General features: G+C 36.6%; 25 protein-coding genes. 5 read left to right on the top strand and 20 right to left on the bottom strand.

Translation table 11 applies throughout. The features are described from left to right. Window positions 1-82 precede the first annotated feature (82 nt). Window positions 83-1,153, top strand: coding sequence for an OmpW family protein (locus tag NGC85_RS08015; protein WP_254805568.1), 1,071 nt, complete (start codon window positions 83-85; stop codon window positions 1,151-1,153). A 58-nt stretch (window positions 1,154-1,211) separates the two neighbouring features. On the opposite strand, the gene NGC85_RS08010 is transcribed toward NGC85_RS08015, so the two are convergent. The 13 genes from NGC85_RS08010 to NGC85_RS07950 form a co-directional block, all read right to left on the bottom strand. Next, entirely contained in the window at window positions 1,212-1,493 is a 282-nt protein-coding gene (locus NGC85_RS08010) for a hypothetical protein (RefSeq protein WP_005054121.1), read from the bottom strand. Between the two features lie 121 nt (window positions 1,494-1,614). Continuing rightward, window positions 1,615-1,953 (bottom strand): hypothetical protein, encoded by a 339-nt coding sequence (locus NGC85_RS08005; RefSeq protein ID WP_254805472.1) that lies wholly within the window; start codon window positions 1,951-1,953, stop codon window positions 1,615-1,617. Between the two features lie 191 nt (window positions 1,954-2,144). Then, window positions 2,145-3,017 (bottom strand): MBL fold metallo-hydrolase, encoded by an 873-nt coding sequence (locus tag NGC85_RS08000; protein ID WP_254805471.1) that lies wholly within the window; start codon window positions 3,015-3,017, stop codon window positions 2,145-2,147. Window positions 3,018-3,031: 14 nt separating this feature from the next. Continuing rightward, on the bottom strand, window positions 3,032-3,442 hold the full coding sequence (locus NGC85_RS07995) for a DUF6691 family protein (protein WP_254805470.1): 411 nt from the start codon (window positions 3,440-3,442) through the stop codon (window positions 3,032-3,034). Next, window positions 3,439-3,858, bottom strand: coding sequence for a YeeE/YedE family protein (locus NGC85_RS07990; RefSeq protein ID WP_254805469.1), 420 nt, complete (start codon window positions 3,856-3,858; stop codon window positions 3,439-3,441). Before NGC85_RS07990 ends, NGC85_RS07995 begins: the two co-directional genes overlap by 4 nt. 82 nt (window positions 3,859-3,940) lie before the next feature. After that, window positions 3,941-4,687 (bottom strand): zeta toxin, encoded by a 747-nt coding sequence (locus NGC85_RS07985; RefSeq protein WP_254805468.1) that lies wholly within the window; start codon window positions 4,685-4,687, stop codon window positions 3,941-3,943. A 3-nt stretch (window positions 4,688-4,690) separates the two neighbouring features. Further along, window positions 4,691-4,945 carry a hypothetical protein gene (locus NGC85_RS07980; RefSeq protein ID WP_254805467.1) on the bottom strand — a complete coding sequence of 85 codons (255 nt, stop codon included), beginning with the start codon at window positions 4,943-4,945 and terminating at the stop codon, window positions 4,691-4,693. A 75-nt stretch (window positions 4,946-5,020) separates the two neighbouring features. Further along, window positions 5,021-5,497, bottom strand: coding sequence for a DUF6438 domain-containing protein (locus tag NGC85_RS07975; RefSeq protein WP_254805466.1), 477 nt, complete (start codon window positions 5,495-5,497; stop codon window positions 5,021-5,023). A gap of 137 nt (window positions 5,498-5,634) precedes the next feature. After that, window positions 5,635-6,339 (bottom strand): 2-C-methyl-D-erythritol 4-phosphate cytidylyltransferase, encoded by a 705-nt coding sequence (ispD, locus tag NGC85_RS07970; protein ID WP_254805465.1) that lies wholly within the window; start codon window positions 6,337-6,339, stop codon window positions 5,635-5,637. Beyond that, window positions 6,323-6,694 (bottom strand): cell division protein FtsB, encoded by a 372-nt coding sequence (gene ftsB, locus NGC85_RS07965; protein ID WP_254805464.1) that lies wholly within the window; start codon window positions 6,692-6,694, stop codon window positions 6,323-6,325. The genes ispD and ftsB overlap by 17 nt, the downstream gene beginning before the upstream one ends. 10 nt (window positions 6,695-6,704) lie before the next feature. Further along, the gene (eno, locus tag NGC85_RS07960) at window positions 6,705-7,994 is read right to left on the bottom strand and encodes a phosphopyruvate hydratase (RefSeq protein ID WP_254805463.1); all 1,290 of its coding nucleotides are present in this window, start codon (window positions 7,992-7,994) and stop codon (window positions 6,705-6,707) included. Window positions 7,995-8,039: 45 nt separating this feature from the next. Then, the gene (kdsA, locus tag NGC85_RS07955; protein WP_169110459.1) at window positions 8,040-8,897 is read right to left on the bottom strand and encodes a 3-deoxy-8-phosphooctulonate synthase; all 858 of its coding nucleotides are present in this window, start codon (window positions 8,895-8,897) and stop codon (window positions 8,040-8,042) included. A gap of 30 nt (window positions 8,898-8,927) precedes the next feature. Next, a complete protein-coding gene (locus NGC85_RS07950) occupies window positions 8,928-10,565 on the bottom strand; it encodes a CTP synthase (RefSeq protein WP_254805462.1) in 1,638 nt (545 codons plus the stop codon). Between the two features lie 367 nt (window positions 10,566-10,932). Between NGC85_RS07950 and NGC85_RS07945 the strand changes: the two genes are divergently transcribed. Beyond that, entirely contained in the window at window positions 10,933-11,385 is a 453-nt protein-coding gene (locus tag NGC85_RS07945) for an internalin (protein WP_254805461.1), read from the top strand. A 66-nt stretch (window positions 11,386-11,451) separates the two neighbouring features. Here NGC85_RS07945 and NGC85_RS07940 read toward each other — a convergent pair whose 3' ends face one another. From NGC85_RS07940 to NGC85_RS07925, 4 genes are all read right to left on the bottom strand, one after another. Next, on the bottom strand, window positions 11,452-12,540 hold the full coding sequence (locus NGC85_RS07940; RefSeq protein WP_254805460.1) for a YheT family hydrolase: 1,089 nt from the start codon (window positions 12,538-12,540) through the stop codon (window positions 11,452-11,454). 13 nt (window positions 12,541-12,553) lie between these two features. Continuing rightward, window positions 12,554-13,276 (bottom strand): SGNH/GDSL hydrolase family protein, encoded by a 723-nt coding sequence (locus NGC85_RS07935; RefSeq protein ID WP_254805459.1) that lies wholly within the window; start codon window positions 13,274-13,276, stop codon window positions 12,554-12,556. Between the two features lie 29 nt (window positions 13,277-13,305). Next, entirely contained in the window at window positions 13,306-13,722 is a 417-nt protein-coding gene (locus NGC85_RS07930) for a nuclear transport factor 2 family protein (RefSeq protein WP_254805458.1), read from the bottom strand. A 72-nt stretch (window positions 13,723-13,794) separates the two neighbouring features. After that, window positions 13,795-15,819: an NADPH-dependent 2,4-dienoyl-CoA reductase gene (locus NGC85_RS07925; RefSeq protein ID WP_254805457.1), complete on the bottom strand. Its 2,025-nt coding sequence runs from the start codon at window positions 15,817-15,819 to the stop codon at window positions 13,795-13,797. 123 nt (window positions 15,820-15,942) lie between these two features. Here NGC85_RS07925 and NGC85_RS07920 point away from each other — a divergent pair, with 123 nt between their 5' ends. Next, window positions 15,943-16,503: a PadR family transcriptional regulator gene (locus tag NGC85_RS07920; protein WP_005059040.1), complete on the top strand. Its 561-nt coding sequence runs from the start codon at window positions 15,943-15,945 to the stop codon at window positions 16,501-16,503. Beyond that, on the top strand, window positions 16,503-17,423 hold the full coding sequence (locus NGC85_RS07915; RefSeq protein WP_254805456.1) for an alpha/beta fold hydrolase: 921 nt from the start codon (window positions 16,503-16,505) through the stop codon (window positions 17,421-17,423). The genes NGC85_RS07920 and NGC85_RS07915 overlap by 1 nt, the downstream gene beginning before the upstream one ends. Before the next feature lie 53 nt (window positions 17,424-17,476). Here the strand turns inward: NGC85_RS07915 and NGC85_RS07910 are convergent, their stop codons facing one another. Next, on the bottom strand, window positions 17,477-18,514 hold the full coding sequence (locus NGC85_RS07910) for a 3-deoxy-7-phosphoheptulonate synthase (RefSeq protein WP_254805455.1): 1,038 nt from the start codon (window positions 18,512-18,514) through the stop codon (window positions 17,477-17,479). A 616-nt stretch (window positions 18,515-19,130) separates the two neighbouring features. Between NGC85_RS07910 and NGC85_RS07905 the strand changes: the two genes are divergently transcribed. Continuing rightward, entirely contained in the window at window positions 19,131-20,705 is a 1,575-nt protein-coding gene (locus NGC85_RS07905) for an ATP-binding cassette domain-containing protein (RefSeq protein WP_254805454.1), read from the top strand. Between the two features lie 54 nt (window positions 20,706-20,759). Here the strand turns inward: NGC85_RS07905 and NGC85_RS07900 are convergent, their stop codons facing one another. Together NGC85_RS07900 and clpA are read right to left on the bottom strand one after the other, a co-directional pair. Then, window positions 20,760-21,122, bottom strand: coding sequence for a YnfA family protein (locus tag NGC85_RS07900; protein WP_254805453.1), 363 nt, complete (start codon window positions 21,120-21,122; stop codon window positions 20,760-20,762). Beyond that, window positions 21,122-23,407 (bottom strand): ATP-dependent Clp protease ATP-binding subunit ClpA, encoded by a 2,286-nt coding sequence (gene clpA / locus NGC85_RS07895; RefSeq protein WP_254805452.1) that lies wholly within the window; start codon window positions 23,405-23,407, stop codon window positions 21,122-21,124. Before clpA ends, NGC85_RS07900 begins: the two co-directional genes overlap by 1 nt. Window positions 23,408-23,443: the final 36 nt, after the last annotated feature.

The raw sequence follows: 23,443 nt of genomic DNA, 5'->3' as shown, positions 1-23,443 counted from the left end.
GACTCGGCTAATGCAAAAGGAATTAAAAGTGAAAAATAAAATATTTATAAGGCAATTTATAGTTGCAATCTCAACAACTGGAATGTTTTGTTTATCTCATGCAGAAGACTTTAAGCGTTATTCTGTATCAGTGGGTTGGTTGCACATGACATCTTTGGGCAAGATGAAACCTTTCAATATTAATACATCAGTGAATGAAGGAACAAAATCAAAAGTAGGAATGATTTCAGGAGCTACTGTTGTCAATAATATTGATCAATCTCGAATCAATGACATGGACCCCAATTTAATTAGTTTATTAAATACCAAATCAAATCCAGACGATCCTAATAGCGATCGATACTTACTTGATGACCTTCTAGCATTAGGGGAAGACCCTGAAGCACCTGATGATTTTTTAGAACAAGCAACAGGTATTGCAGAAATTAATGGCCTTAGCTCGTGGGCTTCAAATGCTGGACTTGAAGTCGAAGACGTTGACACTGCTGGGTTGATGCTCACATATAATGTTAATGAAAATGTTTCACTGCAAATGATCGGAGGATTCCCACCTAAAGTTGATATTAAAGGAAAAGGTAAAATTTACGCTCCTTTTTCTGCTTCTTCAAAACCTTTAGGTGGTCTAGTTGGTGATTTGTATCTTAAAAATAATTTACTTATTACTGATCTAGATAATTACAACACTTCAGCCAGTGCAAGAGCTTGGACTCCAGGTTTCCAAGCACAATATTATTTCGGTAAGCCAGGAGTAAATAAGTTTAGACCGTTCTTAGGTGCTGGATTTATGTATGCATATTTTAGTGATATTAAAATTAATGCAGGAATTGAAAAAGACCTAATTGCTGCTGGTCATATGATTCAAAATATTTATGATGACAAAGCTGGTGCATCATTAGAAGGTAAAATATCAAGTGGTGATATGAAAGTAAAAGTTGATGCAAATGATGCTTTTGCACCTATGGTAACTGCTGGTTTCACGTATGACTTTAAGAAAAATTGGTTTGCTACAGCTTCATTATCTTATGCAAAACTTGATAATACTGCGACAATCACAGTAGTAAATCGAAATACCGGCGCTCAATTAATTAAAGCGCAAACCAAAATTGACATCGATCCACTCATTAGCTACGTAGGCGTTGGATATCGATTCTAATTTGACTAAAATTTAAGCCAATGTTGCTATCCAATACATTGGCTTATAATTTAAATATCTAATCCCATTCAAGCTGAAATTGAATATTTGTATTAGTAAAATTTGGATTTAAAAACACTCTATATCCTGCTGACTTTAATTCAGATACAACAATTTCTGCATCTTCACTACTGACTTCATGTTTAGAAAATTGCTGTAAAGCATCCCTATCGCCGTCATTTGCTCTTAATTTTATCGTACTAGATAATTTTGATAATATTTTATCTACCGATAATTTTTTAACATTCGCATTTGAAATTGCTGTAGCTTTATGTGCAGGTAGCAAAATTTCTTCGTTCAACTTTTCGGCCTTTCATATTTGGAAATGACCAAAATATAATAGGATCGTTTTCCACTTTTTCAAGCTTGAAATACAATAATAACGACATTATTTGACGCATAGATTTTTTAGAATAAATAAATTACGGACAATTAATGTTCAATTTATCGGTGTAATAATCCAAAGAAATTTTTAATTCTTTCATCAACTCATCTTTGTTAAAGCTTTCTGGCTGAAGTGTTAATAGAGCGGGCACATACTTAATTTCATAGGTTTTAGGATAGTCTTCACATAATACTTTAATTTGTTCTTCTCTAGTGCTAGTAGGATTATCAAGAATATCTAGATATCCTGATATTTTTTGATCTATTGATTCAAATTCTACTTTCGAATCAATTGCTTCATTTTTCTGTTCAGACTGCTTTTGACATCCAACTAAAATAATCATGAGCATGGTTGAAATTAAAATTTTAGCTTGCATAATTTCCCATTCAAATTAAAAATTACTTACAAAGGTTAGCTCTTATTGAGTGATCATGCACTCATACAAACGTGATTTTACTGGATCACAACAACTTAAATTGTGAATTATTTATATTTTCAAAGAAACAAGTGTAATTTCTTGTGAGAAACTATTCTTGTACATTTTCTTAAATTATAAATATTTTTTGATCATGATTTAAAAAAGTTAAACGGTAGCTTTAAGTAACGTACACCATTATCTTCTGGTTCAGGAAAGCGCCCTGCATCCATATTGATTTGTATCGATGGAAGAATCAATTTTGGCATCGATAAAGTGGCATCACGAGTTTGACGCATTTTCACAAAAGTTTGTCGATCTGTATCAGACTTCAAATGAATGTTGCTTTTTTTCTGAATCCCAATCGTAGTTTCAAAAAAATATTCATTCCTGCCTTCAGGCTTATAATCATGGCATAGAAAAACTTTTGTATCATCAGGTAGTTGATAAAGTTTCTGTACTGAATCAAAAAGTATGTCTGCACTTCCTTTAGGAAAATCACATCTCGCCGTACCATAATCTGGCATAAATAAAGTATCACCAATAAAAACTGCATTACCAATCACATAACTTAAACATGCTGGTGTATGCCCTGGTGTTGGAATATTGTATGCATCTAGATGACCAATTTTAAAATGCTCATCATCTTTAAAAAGATAATCAAAAGTTTGATGGGAATTAAACATTTTTACATCAAGATTATATATTGAGCTAAAAGTCTCTTGAACAACTCCAATCTTTTCACTCATCGCAATCTTGCCACCAAGATGCTCTTTAATATATTGAGATGCGGTCAAATGATCAGCATGGACATGTGTTTCTAGAATCCACTCAACATTCAGATGTTGCTCATTTATAAAGTCAATAATTTGATCTGCACTAAAAGTTGATGTGGTAGCCGATGCAGCGTCATAATCCAAAACACTGTCAATCACGGCACATACTTTAGTTTTTGGATCACTCACAACATAACTAAATGTATTTGTGTTTTCATCAAAAAATGCTTTGACTTGAGGATATTGCATCTCATCCCTCCTAGTTATCTTTCTGCCCAAATTCGATGAATAAAAATACCGAAGAACATTGCTCCGATAAAATACCATGCTTCTACATAACCTAAACCAATCAAGGTAATAGCTGGTGCTGGACACACACCAGCTATTCCCCATCCAATCCCAAATAAGATTGAACCGATTATTAATTTTTTATCAATCTGAGTACTGGTGGGTAGTGAGATCGCTTCACCAGACAGTGTTTTTGGATTTCGGATTGCTTTTTGAAATGGAATGATTGCAACAGCGATTGCGCCAATCATCACAAACATTAAGCTGATATCCCAATCACCAAATAGATCAAGAAACCCTAAGACTTTTTCAGGATTTGACATACCTGAAACCATTAAACCGAGCGCGAATAATCCACCAAATATAAATGCGAATAAATTTTTCATATCACAGCTCCTAATACGTGGCGAATAACAAATACAGTTACTATTCCTGCCAGCATAAATGTTACTGTTGCCACAATCGAACGCACAGATAGACGACTTATACCGCAAATCCCATGTCCACTCGTACAACCAGATCCTAAACGTGTACCAAACCCAACGAGTAAGCCCGCAATAATCAACCCTAGCGGAGACGATTTGATCACAATTTCAGGCTCTACAAATAACTGATAAATGAAAGGAATGATAAATAAGCCAGATAAGAACCAAAATGCAGGATTATTTAAAAGCAATTTCGGTTGCAAAACTTGTGCAAGTAATCCACTAATACCCGCAATACGACCATTTACATATAAGTAGCCAACGACTGAGATTCCAAGGATTGAACCACCGACTAAGGCTAAAATTATGCTAGACATACGCTATGCTCAAAACAATATATTTATTTATAATATATCATAAAATATAATAATTAAAGTATTCTACTTATCTTGATACAAACTACTCGAACTCTGAAAGAATTTTTTCTGCAAACCATAGTGGAAATTCAGTAACAGTTTGATTTAATTTCAGTGTTTCTGAATGTTCAATTTCAGCTAAAAATGCAGCTTTTTGCCCATCTGATGAATTATCAAATATAAATGCTCTATCGGTCACTTCAACAGCTTGCATTAATAACTTCATACTACGGTAATATCGATCTCGAATTTTTTGATGTGGTACAGCATGACCACCCATACTCACACGATAGTTTACTCTTGCAATATTTATATCTGGATCAACAGTAGAAACAAAGTATAAATATGTTTTGAATCCTTGAAATTGAGCTTCTCTTAAAAATTCGACTTTACTTATATGAGACATAACCGTCTCAAAAGTAAAGCTGACTTTTAGTCTAAGAAATTCTGAACGGATGAAATCAATAATTCTTGCAGCTAAATATGAGTCAATATCTAAATGTGAAAATCGGATTTGTTTTTCACTTATTTGTTCAGGTTCCTGACTCAGTAGAACTTGGCTTATTTGATTTATGTTTTTCTTTTTATTGTTTAAATATTCAAGTAACTTTATTGGATCAAGGTCAGTGTGATACGCGTCTAAATCCAAAACTTGTGTTTGAATTAAGGTTTTTTCTAACTCATCTGCATTTAAATATGCCCCAATATGTCGGGGCAAAAGGTAATCTTTTATAGTACTTTTACCAGAACCATTTGGTCCTGCAAACATACGAATACGAGGATGCCGCATTTACTATATAACGACCTGCTTTCTCTTACGTTTAAGTACTTTTTGATCAATAGTAATGCGAGTATAAGCCATAGAAATATCTTTGATCACATTGATTTTACCAGAAGGTAACTTCTCAATCAGTTGATGATCTTTCGTAAAAACAACAGCAGAAGATCCACTTGCTTGCTTAAAAGCATCACGAAATGCTTGAACAGCAAGATTTGGAAGATTATCTTCTTCTTGCATCGTCATTTGCATATGTGTAAAAGCTGTCATCTGAATCCTCCGCAAAATTGCGTTCTATACTCATACTAACATAACGAGAGATTTTGTCTAATTATAGAGCAATTGTTAACGAACTAAATCTTCAATGCCAATTAAATTAGGTAACTTATCAATAAGTTTGTTTAATTCAATATTTGCAGGAGAAATACAACCCGTATAGTGGCTTAAACGTGTAACTGTTCCATCAGTACCCTTCCACCAAAAATATGAACTTGGATGATCAGTTGCAGTCTCCGTACAACCTGTTGTTTTTACATTGGCCCCTGTTGATGGACGATAGGTTTCTAATTCTTTTTGAAGCTTCTTATATACAGACGGATCAACTTTAAGTTCTTGTGTTCCTATTACTTTTGTATACTGCTTACCATCAAACTGCACTTCACCAGCTGGCGTAATTTCTACAGAGTAAATCGGACATGCACCAAAACAAGGGCTTGTTGAATAGCGAATCGTTTCTTGTGCAAGATCTTGGCTTTTTTGAGGTGTTGATGCGCAACCAACTAAAGTAGAAGCAAAAAGACCAGCAAGTATTAATTTTTTCATTTGTTAATCCGTTGTAAAGTTCAGTTAATAAATTTATCAAATAGTGAAATTTTTGTCATTTATAATGGTGTTACAATCCTTTAAAAGATAAGTTTTACTTAGGCTATTTTGAAGAAATAAATAAAAATTCAAGTTGATTAATTATTGATTTGTGATTGGAGTATTAATTTTGCAAGCTCTAAATCATCTGCATAAGTTATTTTAATATTGTCAGAACGACCTTGAACCACGTGTACAGGCTCATTGATAAATTCCAAAGCACTCGCTTCATCAGTAATCGCGACTTCATTGAGAATTGAATATTCAATCGCATTTTTTAGAGTTTTCAATTTGGCAATTTGAGGTGTTTGAGCCTGCCATAAGCAATTTCGACTCACCGTTTTATTAATTTGATTTTCAGTTTCTACAAGTTTTAAAGTATCACGAACAGGAATCGCCAAAATAGAACTTTGATTTGATTCAATAGCGGATAATAATAATTTTTCCAAACACTTTGCTGTGACACAAGGTCTAGCAGCATCATGTACTAGCACCCAATCATCTTCATGAGCAATATTAGATAAATAAGTTAAAGCATTTAAAACAGAATTTACACGCTCTTCGCCCCCATGACAAAAATGTAATTTTTCAGGAGCAGTAAAAGAAAGCATCGGTGCAATTTCATCTTGTTCATTAATAGCAAGCACTAATCCCGCTAAATCCAAAGAGTTGAGCCGGCTCACTGTATGCTCTAATACTGTTTTATTTTGAATATATTGATATTGTTTTAGTTCAGTTTTAGAAAATCGACTACCAGAACCCGCTGCGGGAACTATTGCCCATATTTTAGTCTGGGTTTTCATTGGTAGCGGCATCTACTTTTTCATTCGGATTAATATAAATAGGCTTATAGTGAGTACTAATAGTACTCATTTGCACAAAAGTTTCATTAGGTTTTATTAAACCTAAATCCAAGCGTGCATGCTCTTCAATTGCTTCTGTTCCATTTTTCAAATCAAAAACTTCAGCTGCTAAAATACGATTACGCTCTTTTAGCTCCGTATTGATTTCGGACTGTTGCGTAATTTGTTGAGTTAGAGTTTGGTGAGCGAAATAACCACCCTCACCAAACCAAAATTGGTACTGTAAGCTTGTAACCAATATGATTACAAGCAACAGAATCAATTTACTCGAAGTAGATCGAAAAACTTCTAACATAATTCAAAAATTATTTTAAACCTTTGAATTCAGCTTTACCGCGGTAAGCTGCATGAGTCAACTCTTCAATACGAAGTAATTGGTTGTATTTTGCAACACGGTCAGAACGGCAAAGAGAACCAGTCTTAATTTGACCAGCTGCCGTACCTACTGCTAAATCAGCAATGGTTGAATCTTCTGTTTCACCAGAACGATGAGAAATTACAGTCGTATAACCATTTTCTTTAGCAAGATAAATTGCATCTAAAGTCTCAGTCAACGTACCAATTTGGTTGTACTTAATTAAAATCGAATTACCGACTTTCTCATTAATACCACGTTGTAAAATCTTAGGATTCGTTACGAATAAATCGTCACCTACCAATTGAATTTTATCACCAAGAATTGAAGTTAAATAGCTCCAACCATCCCAATCTGACTCATCTAAACCATCTTCAATTGAAATAATTGGATATTGGTTTACCAGACTCGCTAAATAGTCAGAGAATTGGTTGCTTGTGAATGCTTTATTGCCTTCACCAGCAAGAACATATTGACCATTTTTGTAGAATTCTGAAGATGCACAGTCAAGCGCTAACATAATGTCAGAACCCGCTTTGTAACCAGTTTGACCAATTGCTTCAAGAATAACCGTGATAGCTTCTTCATTTGAACGCAAGTTCGGTGCAAAACCACCTTCGTCACCTACAGCAGTGTTTAAACCTTTTTTGTTTAAAACTGATTTTAGAGAATGGAAGATTTCAGCACCTGCACGTAATGCTTCAGCAAATGAAGTAAAGCCTACAGGCTCAATCATAAACTCTTGAATATCTACATTATTATCTGCATGTGACCCACCATTGATGATGTTCATCATTGGTACAGGCATAGTCAAAATCGTTTGACCACGTAAATCAGCGATATATTGGAAAAGAGGAATTTTCTTTTCATCAGCCGCTGCGCGCGCAACAGCTAAAGAAACAGCTAAAGTTGCATTCGCACCTAGTTTCTCTTTGTTTTCAGTACCATCAAGCGCAATCATTGTATTATCAATGTCTTTTTGCTCAAAAACTGATTTACCCAACAAAGCATCACGAATCAATGTATTAACATTGTTCACTGCTGTACGAACACCTTTGCCTAAGAAACGTGATTTATCACCGTCACGTAGTTCTAAAGCTTCACGAGAACCAGTTGAAGCACCAGATGGTGCACATGCACGACCAACAACCCCAGATTCTAAAATTACGTCTGCTTCGATGGTTGGGTTACCACGAGAGTCCAAAATTTCACGTGCACGGATGTCAACGATTTGGCTCATGAACAATTCCTCTGTTTAATGAATAAAAAGATGTATTTTCATACATCAATGGGTATCTAACTTTTTGAATCCTTTAACTAAAGTATCCAATTCTTTTAATTGCGCCAAGAATGGCTCAAGCTGAGATAAACGCAAGGCACATGGTCCATCACATTTCGCCTTTTCAGGATCAGGATGTGCTTCCAAGAACAAGCCAGCTAAGCCTGTTGCCATACCTGCACGTGCTAAAGTAGTAATTTGAGCACGGCGACCACCTGCCGAATCAGCACGACCACCAGGCGTTTGTAATGCATGGGTTACATCAAAGAAGACAGGAACATTCATTTCTTTCATGATGTCAAAGCCAAGCATATCAACAACTAAGTTGTTATAACCAAATGCCGAGCCACGCTCACAAATAATAAGCTTGTCATTCCCAGCCTCTAAACACTTATGCAAAATATGACGCATTTCATGCGGTGCTAAGAACTGCGCTTTTTTAATATTGATAATGGCTTGCGTTTTAGCCATCGCCTCAACTAAATCTGTTTGACGACTTAAGAATGCTGGCAATTGGATAATATCTGCAACTTCAGCAACTGGAGCAGCTTGATAAGGCTCATGAACGTCAGTAATAATTGGGACATTAAAATGCTTTTTAATGTCAGCAAGCCATTCAATTCCCTTTTCTAGACCAGGACCACGAAAAGAGTTCAAACTTGAACGATTCGCTTTATCGAAGCTTGCTTTGAACACATAAGGAATGTCTAAACGCTTACAAATATCAACATAAGTTTCAGCGATTTCAAAAGCCAAGTCTTTCGACTCTAGTACATTCATTCCACCGAATAATACAAACGGCAAATGATTTGCCATTTGTATATCACCTAAAGTAATTATTTCTTGTGCTTTTAATTGCGACATTTAGACTTTCCCAATATATTCAAATTCACATTACTTACTTTTTTGATACTGCTTTTTCGCAGCATCGATAAAGCTAGCAAATAATGGATGCCCATCGCGTGGTGAACTTGTAAATTCCGGATGGAATTGTACAGCAATAAACCAAGGATGTTCAGGAATTTCTACAGTTTCCACTAAATGTTGTACTGATGAATAACCAGAAATTTTCATACCCGCCTGTTCAAGCGCTTGAATAAAACGATCATTCATTTCATAGCGATGGCGATGACGTTCAGTAATTTCAGCTTTGCCATAAACTTCGCGAGTTTTAGTGCCTTCTACAAGTTCAGATTTCTGTGCACCTAAACGCATTGTGCCACCCAAATCTGATTCAAGACTACGTTGCTGTAATTCACCACGCTCATCTAACCATTCCGTAATTAAACCAATTAACGGATATTTAGTTGAACGGTTAAATTCAGTTGAGCTTGCCTCAGGCATTTCAGCAACATGACGTGCATATTCAATCACAGCAAGTTGCATACCCAAACAAATGCCAAGGAATGGAATTTTGTTTTCACGTGCATATTGAATGGCTTTCATTTTGCCTTCAGTACCACGTTCACCAAAACCACCTGGAACTAGAATTGCATCAGCAGCATTTAAAATACTGATGTCTTGCTGTTCAAGGTCTTCTGCATTGACATAATCGATTTGTACTTTGACACGATTTTGAATACCAGCATGTAGAAGTGCTTCATTCACAGATTTATATGCATCTGGAAGCTCTACATATTTACCAACCATTGCAACACGAACCGTGTATTCAGGGTTCAATAATGCTTCTACCACATTATCCCAATCTTCAAGATTTGCTTCTGGAAGATCGTTGTAACCAAAACGTTCACAGATCAAATCATCAACATTTTGTTCGTAGAATGTACGTGGAATTTGATAAATAGTTTTTGCATCTTTACAGACGACAACTGCACGCGCTTCTACGTTTGTGAACAATGCAATTTTACGTTTAGTATCAACGTCAACATCATATTCAGTACGACAGATCAAAATATCTGGTTGAATACCAATTGAAAGAAGCTCTTTCACCGAATGCTGTGTAGGTTTGGTTTTGAGTTCAGCCGCAGATTTAATATATGGCAATAAGGTCAAATGCATAAGCATGGTACGCTTATGACCAAGCTCAACCATCAATTGACGAACAGATTCCATAAATGGAAGTGATTCAATATCACCCACTGTGCCGCCAATTTCTACAATCGCAACATCGTAACCTTCACCTGCGCGAAGTACACGTTCTTTAATATTATCTGTAATATGTGGAATAACTTGAACTGTACCACCTAAGTAGTCACCACGACGCTCTTTATTCAAAACGTCCTGATAGACACGACCGCTGGTAAAGTTATTCAACTTAGTCATTTTTGCACGACGTAAGAAACGTTCGTAATATCCCAAATCTAAGTCAGTTTCAGCACCATCCTCTGTGACGAAAACTTCACCGTGCTGAAATGGGCTCATGGTACCTGGATCGACATTAATGTATGGATCCATTTTTACCATAGTGACTTTCAAGCCACGAGCTTCCAAAAGTGCAGCAACAGAAGCAGCAGAAATACCTTTACCTAGTGATGAAACAACACCACCAGTGACAAAAATAAAATGGGTCATTGAGTTTCTCGTACAATCGAGCCGAAATCGGCCTACAATGTTGGGCAATTTTACTGTACTCTGCCCCTATAAAGCAAAGTCAAACCGCATCAATTCAAAGAACTATAAACAACTGGTTATTCTATCAGCATTTTCAATAAAAATTTATGGGGTTTGTGGATTTTTCATACATAAATTACTTTTGATTCACTCTAATAAATTGTAAGTCTCTAAAATCTTCCTCTGAAGCCCATTTTAGAGTTTTAAATCTGATTTCAATTTTGAAATATTTATAAAATATCAACAAACTCAAAAGGTCTGATTGATTTTTTCATCTAAATTTACTGTTATAATCACTATCGTCCTTAATTTATATGTTGTTTTAGCAATGGCGAATAAAAAACTTTTAATTTGTGCAGCACTCGCAGCAGGTCTTTTATTAACTGCTTGTGTGAAAAAAGAAGAGCCTAAAAACGAAGATCAGCAAAAACAGGAATCGAGCGAGACACAAACTGCTCAACAACCTGAACCTGAAAAAACTCAAGAGTTCGAATCTTTAGAAAGTGTAAATCAACCTGAAACGACTCCTCCTGTAATCGAAACAAGTCGTGAAGAAACAGCGAATACAACAACAGAGATTCGTAGAGAAACGCGCCCTGCTGAACAAACGTCTTCAAGCACTAACGTGGAATCAACCCCACCAGCTGAACCTAAAAAACCTGTTCAAACTGAACCAAAACCAGTTAAAGCTGAACAGCCAAAGTCTTCAACACAAGCACAAAGTGAAGATGATGCAGTTGCCGCTGCAATTGCTGCTGCGACACCGGCTTTAAATAATTAGACTTATATATATCTTAAAAAGCCATCAGTATCTTTAATAACTCATGGCTTTTTTATACTTTAGAATTTATGAATAATTTTTGAAAAAATCTGCCATGAGCCTTGATGCCCACGACTTAACATGGATACTTTCATAAAACCCGCAATGACTTCCCTTTTTGGTTGTAATTACCGCAATATTATCCATCTGCTGAATTACCGCTTTGTATGGCTCTAAATTTTTTATAGAACAAACTGGGTCATCTTCCGCATTCAGAACCATCAATGGAATTTTTATATTTTCCAATACGTAAATTGGATTAATCGCTTTACAATAACTTTGATAATCTTCAAACCCTGCCATTTTGAAATATTCTTTTTCAAAAGCTTCTAGGTTAGTTGTTGCCAATACTCGTTCGAGCGAACCAATCTGAGTCCACGTATTTTGATATGGATAAATAAAATACTTAAATAATTTTTTTGTCATCATTTTACTGTAAAAAGGATGTACATTTTTAAAACCAATTTCTGTGTTGTAACCTGGACACATTGCAAAAGCAGCTTTAAATGGTGTATCCATACCTTGCTCACCTAAATAGCGAACTAGCAATCCTGTTCCCGCAGATGAACCAACGGCATATAAATCAGAAGCAGCAAATAGACTTTGAATATATTCAAGTTGCTCTTTTAAGTCACTGGTTGAACCAAACAGTGATATACGTGGGATTGGCATCGGTAAACCCGCATGCCCTCGACGTAAACATAGGGCGATTCGCCAGCCTGTATATGCATGTAAATCTTTAACTAACTCACGCATACTTTCAGGAGTTCCTGTAATGGTATGCATAATTACGATCGTTGGAGTTTCTGGAGGAAGATCATAACCATACCAAGCAATTGCAGTTACGCCACCATCACGCATAGTTAATTGATCAATGCGATCATATTCTAGTTTGATTGTTTTCTTTCTAATGACATCAAAATACAAAAGATGCATATGCGTGTTGCTAAGCCATGGCGTTGGCCGATATTTTTGCTTTAATTGCGGTAGTTTATCCAAGACATGTTTAATTTTTCCCTTAGGGTCATAGTACATTTTAGGCTGTTCAGCGCCTAAAACGACATCGAATAACTCTAAGCCCAAAACTTTAAACTTATCTAATATAGATATTTTCATACCCAGCAACCACCTATGACGATGAGTTAAATGTTTGTCGTATCAATGTTGCAACCTGTTGTCCCCAAATAGCATAAATTTCTTTACTTGGATGAAAACCATCACTTGCCATAGGCAAATCCATTGCTTGAAAACTTTCGATATCATATTGAATGAATCTGAATTGACTTTGTGGGGCTAGCCATTTTTGCAATATTTGATTCATTTGCTCAGCATATTTCCCAAATAACCAAGCTAATGGATTAGGTAATGCTGGAAAATGCTGCATTGGGGGCACTCCAGAAACAATAATCAATTTTGGCTGAAATTGCTTTTGAATTTGAGTAAATAATTGTTTTTGTTGTTTTATCCAAGACTTTGCGCTAGTCAATTTGGTCACATCGTTCACACCAATAGAAGTTATAACGACATCGTAGTTTTTATGCTCTAATTGTTGTAGCGCTTGATAAACTAGTTTAGTCGTATCCCCTGTTTTAGCATGAAGTTTCCATTGCAAAGTATACTCATTTTTTAGTTGAGAAATAATTGCGCCAGATAATGCATCTTGTTGTGTCTCAACACCAACGCCTGCCGCTGCCGAATCTCCTAAAATAAGTAAAGAGAGTGGATCACCTTGTCCTGCAAGACCATCACGATCACCACTCGCCTCTAAAAGTCGTGGTGTGTTTTTACGAACTTTTACACCTTGTATAACAATTACAGGCAGTAATGCAAAAGTTGAAAGCTGTAACCACATACTTATTATCTCAATATTACTTAGGCTATTTACTCAGTTGAGTTTGGTTGATATTGAGCAAATCGCGCACCCATTTTTTCTGCTAAAGCAGCCAAACCACTCATTGGACGAATCATCACTTCAAAATCAATAATTTTTCCCTGCGCATTAAAACGAACCATATCAATCCCTTTAAGTGATTTTCCACTTACATTAGCAATGAATTCTAACACTACATTTTCACCATCTTCAGTGTAAAACTCACGGTGATAAGTAAAGTTTTCAAACACCTGTATCACATTCGTTAAAATGAAGAAAACCACATGTTTTCCCTCATAAGGCTTAAAAGCAACAGGTGAACGAAATACCACATCGTCAGCTAATAACTCATTTAAATTTGAAAGGTCACCTGTTTTGATCATCTGATGCCATTTTTCTAGCGCTTGCTTAGTTGTTTCGATTGTCATTGTAATTTCCTTATATTTTAGCTAATGAAGTTTGAGACATTCTCCTAACATAGAGAATGTCTCATCTTATACTTATAGAACTGCTGCTAACTCAGCACCTTGACGAATCGCACGTTTAGCGTCTAATTCACCAGCTTCCTTCGCACCACCGATCAAATGAACATTCTTACCATCTGCTTTGAGTTGATCGAACATAGCTGTATAAGATTCTTGACCAGCACAAATCACAACATTATCAACGTCTAAAACTGTTGTCTGACCATCTACAGTTATATGTAAACCTTGATCATCAACCTTGTCATAACTAGCACCAGCAATCATTTTCACATCGCGATGTTTTAAGCCTGTACGATGAATCCAACCTGTCGTTTTACCTAAACCGGCACCTACAGCAGCACTTTTTCGTTGTAATAAGTAAATTTCACGTTCAGATTTTTCAAGTTCAGGCTGCTTTAAACCGCCTACATGCGCATAACTTGTATCGATTCCCCATTCTGCATAGAACTTCTCAGGATTTAAGCTGCCACTTTCACCTTCATGGGTTAAATACTCTGCAGTATCAAAACCAATACCACCAGCACCAATAATTGCAACACGTTTACCTACTGGAACACGTTCTTTTAAAACTTGGATATAGCTCAATACTTTTGGATGATCAATACCTTCAAATTGTAACTGACGTGGTGTTACACCTGTGGCAACAACAATCTCATCATAATTCGCTTGGCTAAGCTCTTCATAAGTTGCAGTGTGATTGAGTACAAGCTCAATATTTGGTTGTAATTCAATTTGACGTTTGAAATAACGTAATGTTTCGTAGAATTCTTCTTTACCTGGAATGGTCTTGGCGATATTGAATTGACCACCAATTTGATTACTTGAATCAAATACTTTGACTTTATGACCACGACTCGCCGCATAAGTTGCAAAGCTTAAACCTGCTGGACCTGCACCAATCACTGCAATATTTTTTACAGCGTTTGTTTCTTTAAAAATAAGCTCAGTTTCATAACATGCACGTGGATTGACTAAGCAAGTTGCAATCTTCATCGAGAAAATATGATCTAAGCATGCTTGGTTACAACCAATACAAGTATTGATTTCATCACTACGACCTTCACTCGCTTTCAATACAAAATCTGCATCAGCCAACATTGGGCGAGCCATCGAAATCATATCTGCATGACCTGAAGCCAGTACATGTTCAGCCATTTCAGGTGTGTTGATACGGTTCGATGTGATTAACGGAATTGAAACTGAGCCTTTTAACTTTTCAGTTACCCATGTAAATGCAGCACGCGGTACTTTGGTTGCAATCGTTGGAATACGCGCTTCGTGCCAACCAATCCCTGTATTGATAATTGTTGCACCTGCTTTTTCAATTTCTTTAGCAAGTTGTACAACTTCTTCTAAACTTGAACCACCTTCGACTAAATCAAGCATCGATAAGCGATAAATAATAATAAAATTCTCGCCGACTAAATCTCGAGTACGCTTAACAATTTCAATTGGAAAACGGATACGATTTTCATAACTTCCGCCCCATTCGTCATCACGGTGATTGGTCCGTGCAGCAATAAACTCATTGATCAAGTAACCTTCTGAACCCATTATTTCAACACCATCATAGCCAGCATATTGCGCAAGCTTGGCGCAATTTGCAAAGTCATCAATCGTTTGTTGAACTTCTGCGGAACTTAATGCTTTAGGTTTGATTGGATTAATGGGCGCTTGAATTGCAGATGGTGCAACGTTATTTGCTTGATAAGAATAACGTCCTGTATGCAAAATTTGCATCGCAATTTTACCACCAGCTTCATGCACAGCTTGAGTTATGACTTTATGCTTTTCAGCTTCTTCGACTGTATCTAACTTTGTACCATGCGCGAATACAACACCATCATCATTTGGAGAAACACCACCAGTTACAATCAGTCCAACATCACCTTTAGCTCTTTCTGCGTAAAATGCTGCCATACGCTCATAACCCTGTGGTGCTTCTTCTAAACCAATATGCATAGACCCCATAAGCACACGGTTTTTTAAAGTCGTAAAACCTAAGTCAAGTGGCTTTAATAAATGTGGATAAGCTGACATGTTTTCTCCTTTGGCTAGCAATCTGCTTGCTAATGCAACTTGTTGCATAAACTTATAAACAAGATTTGATTTTTATGCAACATATTGCATAATTCTGATGAGTCATTTTTATAACGGATCATTATGTCACTCGCCCATGTTTTATTGACAAGCTTATTAGAAAAGCCAAGTACTGGCTTTGAATTGGCTCGTCGTTTTGATCGCTCTATGGGCTTCTTTTGGAATGCGACTCATCAACAAATCTATCGTGAACTCAATGGGATGCAAAAAAAAGGATGGATTTCAACGATAGAAGAACAGACAGCAAATAGTAGAAAGAAAACCTATCAAATTGAACAACTGGGAAGAATACAACTTGCTTCATGGATTGAACAACAAAGCGAACCTGCTCAACTTCGTGATGACTTAATGGTTCGATTAAGAGCTGAAGCTCAACTTGGTGGTAACAAAATATTACCTGAGTTAGAACGTCACTTAATTTTACACAAAGAAAAATTAAGCCTTTATCAAGCAATCCATGATAAAGACTTTAAAGACAATGAACCCACGAACCGTGTTTTGTTTATTCATAAAATGATTCTAGAACTCGGTATCATTAAAGAAAATGAATGGATAAAATGGCTGGAACAAATGATTCCTCAACTGAAGAAGTTTGAAGAAGCAAACAATATTGGAGAAAAATAATGCCTTTTTATAGCATGCCTGACCAAGAAAAATTATTTGTACGACGTGTCGGTGAAGGAGAACCTGTACTCGTATTATCTGGACTGGGTATGCAAAGTTGGCAATGGCTACCCTTCTTATTTGCTAATCGTAAACAATATGAATTTATCATTCCAGATTGGCGGGGTTTTGGTGGTTCCAAGAACTGTGCCATTCCTGATCTAGATGCCATTTCAAGTCATTGGAACGACATAGATTCTCTAATTCATCAGTTGAAATTGGATCAATTTATTCTTATGGGTTATTCCATGGGTGCAACCACAGCCATGCATGGCATGAAACATGGCAAATTAGCTGAAAAACTGAAAGCTTACTTACATATTGATCAAACGCCTAAAATTTCTGTAGATGACTCTTGGCAGTATGGTTTGTTTGGACAAAAGCAATCACGTTTTAAAAATTTACTTCTCGATATTCAAACCCTATTATTAGAAAATAAATTTGCGGCAAAACTCGAAGATTTACCAAATGATACCCGTTATAAACTTGTAAGTTTATGGAGCGATTTTATTGAGTTTCAAGGTAGTAATAATTTTAGTCCTAAAGTGGTTAGACTTGCATTAAATCGTCCTGTGCTACAAAAATATTTATTACCCATCCAACGTTTAGATTATTTGCTTTGGTATGTAGAAAATTATTTAAATCATGATGAAGATTATAGACAAGCGCTTAGTCAATTGAATTGCCCAACCACATTCTTTATTGGACGTGCATCAAGTCTTTATCCAGAAGCTGGACAAACGCTCGTTGCCCAAAGTCTATCGGATGCCAAAGCCGTTTATTTTGAACGTTCTGGTCATACGCCATTAATTACAGAACCAATGAAATTTAGCAAAGAAATAGGACGCTTTCTTGCGGAACAAACCACTCAAGCGGCCTAATCAATAATTGATAAACAAAAAAGCCAATCTAGATGATTGGCTTTTTATACGTTTTATAATCTCATTTGTTCAGCGGCATCTAACAAAACTTGAGCCGTTTTATCCCAACCTAAACAACCATCAGTCACTGATTGTCCATATGTCATATCACAAGAAATCTTTTGATTGCCATCAACTAAATGACTTTCAATCATCACACCACGGACTTTCGACTCAGTACGTTCTGCAATGATTTGCTTTAAAACATTCGGCTGTTGTAAAGGCTCTTTACCACTATTTCCATGACTACAATCAATCACCAATGCAGGTAAATGTTTATGTTTGAAATGCATTGCTTGAATAGAAGCCAAATCATAATTAGTGCCATGATTTGAACCACGTAAAATCAAATGTGGTAAAGGGTTACCTTCACTATGCAGAATCGCAGGTAAACCCTGTTGAGTCATCCCCAAGAATTGATGATCATGCAGTGCTGATTGAATCGCATCCAAAGCAATCTGAATTGAACCATCCGTTCCGTTTTTGAAACCAATGCTGTACGGCATATGACTAGAAATTTCACGATGAATTTGTGATTCACTGGTACGTGCACCAATTGCACCCCAAGCCAATAAATCATCAAAATAGCCTGTTGCCATCGGACTTAAAATTTCACTCGCAATTGGCAAACCTTTTTCGATAAGCTGCAAATAAAGTGCACGAGACTGTTCTAAACCAAGTTGTAAATCTGATGATCCATCTAAATTTGGATCATATAAAAAACCTTTCCAACCGACAGTGGTACGCGGTTTCTCAATATAGGCACGCATCACCAAGAATATTTGATCTTTTACTTGTTCTTGTAGTTGTTGTAAACGATCAGCATATTCGAGTACTGCAATAGGATCATGAATCGAGCAAGGACCTGTGATCACCATTAAGCGATGATCGTGCCCAGATAAAATATTCTGAATCGTTTGACGATGTTTGGAAATTTGCTGCACTAAATTTGCAGACAAGGGAAACTGTGCTTTGAGTTGTGATGGTAAGCTAAGCATTGATTCTTTTGTATGTGTTTGTGGTTGTGTCAAAGCAGTATTTAAAGCATTCATTTTTCAATTCCTTTGGACTGATCTTCTTCGCAGTCCTATCATTTATTTGAGCAAGTGTGATCTATGTGACGTTGATTTTTTTGCAAAGTAAAACCAAGAAATCTTGCTAAAATATGAATAATTGAATGTATGCATGGTATTTCTCCTAAAGTCATGATTATCAAAGCATAAAAAAACCTGATCGGTGTTGCCGATCAGGTATTAACTGGTTGGGCAACCTTTTTGCTGCCCGAAACGCATCAGGCAACTAAATATATTGCCAAAAATAAAAGTATGCGTTTGTGTTTACAGTATGCTTTAACATGTTTATTTCAAATATCTAAAAACTGTTCCTAACCCTTAAATTACGCACTATTTCATCATTTGACAAGCATTTTTTATCTTTTTTAATTAAAACTTCAAAATAGTAAAATTTGACCTTTATTGGATTCCCCCATAGAATAGTTGAAAAATAAACCAATTTGAGATCACGCCAATGAAGTAAGTCCTATTTCTATCATCAAATTTCCTTTTTCTTTTTGATGTGCAAAATAGACTTATCTATCGTTTAGCGATTTTTTATTTTTCAAAAATATCTATTTCACCTATTTTGCATATCCTGTTTATGAGGTTTCTTATGACTCAACAGGCATGTATAGTTTCAAACTTATCACTCGAACTTGCTCAGCAAAAACTGTTTGACCATCTTACTTTCCAGCTACCTTTGTATCAGTTTACAGGTCTGATCGGACGTAATGGTCAAGGCAAGTCATTACTCATGTCTATTTTACAAAAGCAAATGACAACAGAGCTGCCCTATTCAGGTCAAATCTTATGGCAAAATCCACATGAATATCTCGCTCAGATTGAACGTGTACAAACTTCTACAATTGCTCAGACCTTAGACATTGAAGATTTATATTTATGCTTCGAACGCATTCAGCAAGGTATCGCATCATTTGCAGATTACGATCAGGTTGAAAATCTCTGGCATTTACCAACAGAATGGCAGCAACTTTTAGAAAGTGCAAACCTACCTACAGCGCTGGATACCCCTACTCAAAATTTGAGTGAAGGTCAAAAAACTAAATTAGCATTGTGCCGCTTATTTTTACTCAAAGATCATTATCTATTACTAGATGAACCCAGTAATCACTTAGACACACTAGGACGTGAATGGTTAATTCAACAAATAGCTCAACACCCTACAGGCGGGTTAATAATCAGCCACGATCGGCAGCTACTGTCTCACGTACAAGGTATTTTCTTCTTAAATCAACTCGGACTACATTATTACGGTGGCAACTATGCGCTATATCAGCAGCAGCACCATTTAAAAGTTGAAGCATTATCACACGCAGTGCAACAAGAAAAGCGTGAGTTAAAACAACTGAAAGAACAGCAACATCAAAGCCTTATGAAAGCTCAGAAACGGCAAAAATCTGGTGAAAAGCTAAGGGCTTCTGGTTCACAAGCACCAATTTTATTGGATGCCAAGAAAGAACAATCCGAGCAATCGCTTTCTCATCTACGTAAACAACAAAGCAAGCAACTTGCAGATGTAAAAGATGAGTTGCAACAGAAGCAAACCGAGCTTGAACATTTCAAACCACAATCTTTCGAATTTACTCAAACTACTGGAAAATCAGGAGAAATCTTACGCTGTAATCAATTGCAACTGGTTTACACGAAGTCAAAACCAATAAGCGTTGCGATGAATGCAGGAGAAAAATTACATTTAAGTGGCGCAAATGGAACTGGAAAATCGACATTTCTTAAAACCATACAAAACTTAATTCACCCACTTGCAGGAGACATTTACTGCAAAGTAAGTTCTATTTATCTAGATCAAAATCTTTCATTACTTGATGAAAATATATCTGCCGTTGAATATTTATGTGGCATTAATTCAAATTTGACTGAGCAAAAAGCACGTACGCTCTTAGGAAATTTACAAATCCGTAGAGATAAGGCGCTTAGTCCTTTAACAAAATTGAGCGGTGGAGAACGCTTAAAAGTGGCATTACTCGCTTTAAAACAACAGACAGTCGATTTATTACTTTTGGATGAGCCAGAAAACCATCTCGATATCGAATCGCGAGAATTACTCGCACAAGCAATTCGCTCCTATAATGGTGCTGTGATATTGGTATCACATGATAAAAATTTTGTTCAAGAATGCGGAATCAATGAAAGCTATTTACTGAGTTAATCTTTAAATGACATAGATCATCATGGAAACAATGCGCACCATGCTGATCTAATTTTAACGAACTAAACCTTGTGGCTGTAAAATGATTAAACCTGCGCCACACAGCACTACAAGACCGCCTAGAATATCCCAACGGGTCAACATCACTTGATCAACATATCGCAGCCATAATAAGGCGGTAAAAATATAAATCCCGCCATAGGCTGCATAAATACGACCTGATGCTGCGGGATGCAAAGTCAGCAACCAAACAAACACGGCTAAACTTAAAGCCGTTGGAATCCACAACCAATATGATTTTCCTTGATTCAAAATCAAATATGGAAAATAACAACCTAGAATTTCAGCAATTGCTGTGACAAAAAACAACCCAAATACTTTAAGTATTTGGATTATCGAGAAAGAAAGTTCAAACATTAAGCAGGTTCAGCACTCGGGTTAATATGATCTTCAAAGACTTCCAATTTTAAACCAACGTCTTTGCCATTTTCTGTTTTCACAGAAACTGCAACATTACCACCATGCTCAGCAAGTTCACCGAATAAAATCATCTCAGCAAGCGGTTTTTTCAAATGTTCTTGAATCAAACGTTGCATTGGACGAGCACCCATGAGACGGTCGTAGCCATTAGTTGACAACCAATCACGCGCACTTTGATCAACATCAAGTACCACTTGTTTCTCATCGAGTTGCGCTTGTAATTCAGTTAAGAACTTGTCCACCACAGAATCAATGATTGTAGTTGGTAGTGCTTTAAATTGAATTACACCATCTAAACGGTTACGGAATTCAGGTGAGAACGCACGCTTCATTGCATCCTGATTGTCAGCACTATGATCTTGTTCGGTGAAACCAATACTTGCACGAACTATACTCTCTGCACCGATATTGGTGGTGAGCACAATAATCACATTTCTGAAATCAGATTTACGACCATTGTTATCCGTCAAAGCACCATGATCCATGACTTGTAATAACAAGTTAAATACATCTGGATGTGCCTTTTCAATCTCATCAAGCAAGAGCACACAATGTGGATTTTTATGAATCGCATCAGTCAGTAAACCACCTTGATCATAGCCAACATAACCTGGAGGCGCACCAATCAAACGAGAAACTGCATGGCGTTCCATATATTCAGACATATCAAATCGAACTAACTCTACACCGAGCAATTTTGCAAGTTGTTTCGTAACTTCAGTTTTACCTACACCTGTAGGGCCAGCAAAAACAAAGCTACCCACTGGTTTATCAGGTGCTTTCAAGCCTGCGCGAGATAATTTGATCGCTGATGCAAGTGCTGTAATCGCTTCATCCTGACCAAATACAACACGTTTAAGATCACGCTCTAAATTCTCAAGCACAGACTTATCATCTTTAGATACGGTCTTAGGTGGAATACGTGCAATCTTAGAAACAATATCTTCAATATTTTCAACTGAGATCGTTGTACCATCCACTTCAGCTTTCAATCGGCGTTGTGCACCTGCTTCATCAATTACATCGATTGCTTTATCAGGCAAAAAGCGATCATTAATAAATTTCGCTGACAACTCAACCGCAGCAACGAGTGCTTTGTCGTCATATTCAACATGATGGAAATCTTCAAACTTAGATTTCAGACCACGTAGAATCTCAATCGTTTCGCCAATACTTGGTTCATTGACATCAATTTTTTGGAATCGACGCGATAATGCATGATCTTTTTCAAACACTTGACGATATTCTTGGAACGTCGTTGAACCAATGCAACGTAAACTACCATTCGCCAAAGCAGGTTTAATCAAGTTCGATGCATCCATAGTGCTACCCATACTTGAGCCTGCACCAATGATCATATGAATTTCATCAATAAATAAAATCGCATTAGGATTCTTTTTCAAAGCATTTAATAGCTGTTTTAGACGCTTCTCAAAATCACCACGATATTTGGTTCCAGCAACAAGCGCACCAATATCTAGACTGTAAACTTCAGCATTCGCAAGTGGCTTAGGTGCTTTACCGTTTACAATTAACCAAGCTAAACCTTCTGCAATCGAGGTTTTACCTACACCGGGATCACCCACTAAAAGTGGATTGTTTTTACGGCGACGACATAAAATCTGAGCTGCTCGCTCAATTTCTTTTTCACGACCAATTAAAGGGTCTGTTTTACCCTTTTGCGCTTCAATATTTAAATTAAGTGTATATTGCTCAAGTGGCCCAGCATTTGCCGAAGCTGAATTCTCGCCTTCAATGTCTTCAACTTCTTCTTCAACTTGTATCTCGTCTTTGCGGGTACCATGAGATAAATATTGAGTCAGTGTCAAACGATTAATTTGATGACGTTTAAGTAGATAAACCGCAAAAGAATCTCGTTCGGAGTACATTGCAACTAATACATCTGCACCTTCAACGGTACGATCTCCACCACTCGATTGAACATGAAAAATTGCACGCTGCAAAATTCGATCAAAACTTTCAGTTGGATGAGGAGCCTGTTCGCTATTATCACCAAGTTTCGGGGTATGTTGCTCTACGTATTCCTCTAACTCTTTACGTAAAGTAACGATATCAGCTCCGCATGCTTTCAAAGCATTTACGGCTGAATCATTATCCAATAATGCAAGCAACAAATGTTCAACAGTCAGAAACTCATGTCTCTTTTGACGAGCCATGCTAACAGCCAAACGTAACGATACTTCTAATTGACGACTGAGCATGTAACCCCCTTATTATCTGATGCTTGATCAAAAAAC

Origin of the sequence: Acinetobacter sp. Z1, from assembly GCF_024296945.1 — a bacterium.
GTDB classification, from domain to species: domain Bacteria; phylum Pseudomonadota; class Gammaproteobacteria; order Pseudomonadales; family Moraxellaceae; genus Acinetobacter; species Acinetobacter beijerinckii.
The sequence above is the reverse complement of the archived record's forward strand: the minus strand, read 5'-3'. Positions and strand labels throughout refer to the sequence as shown.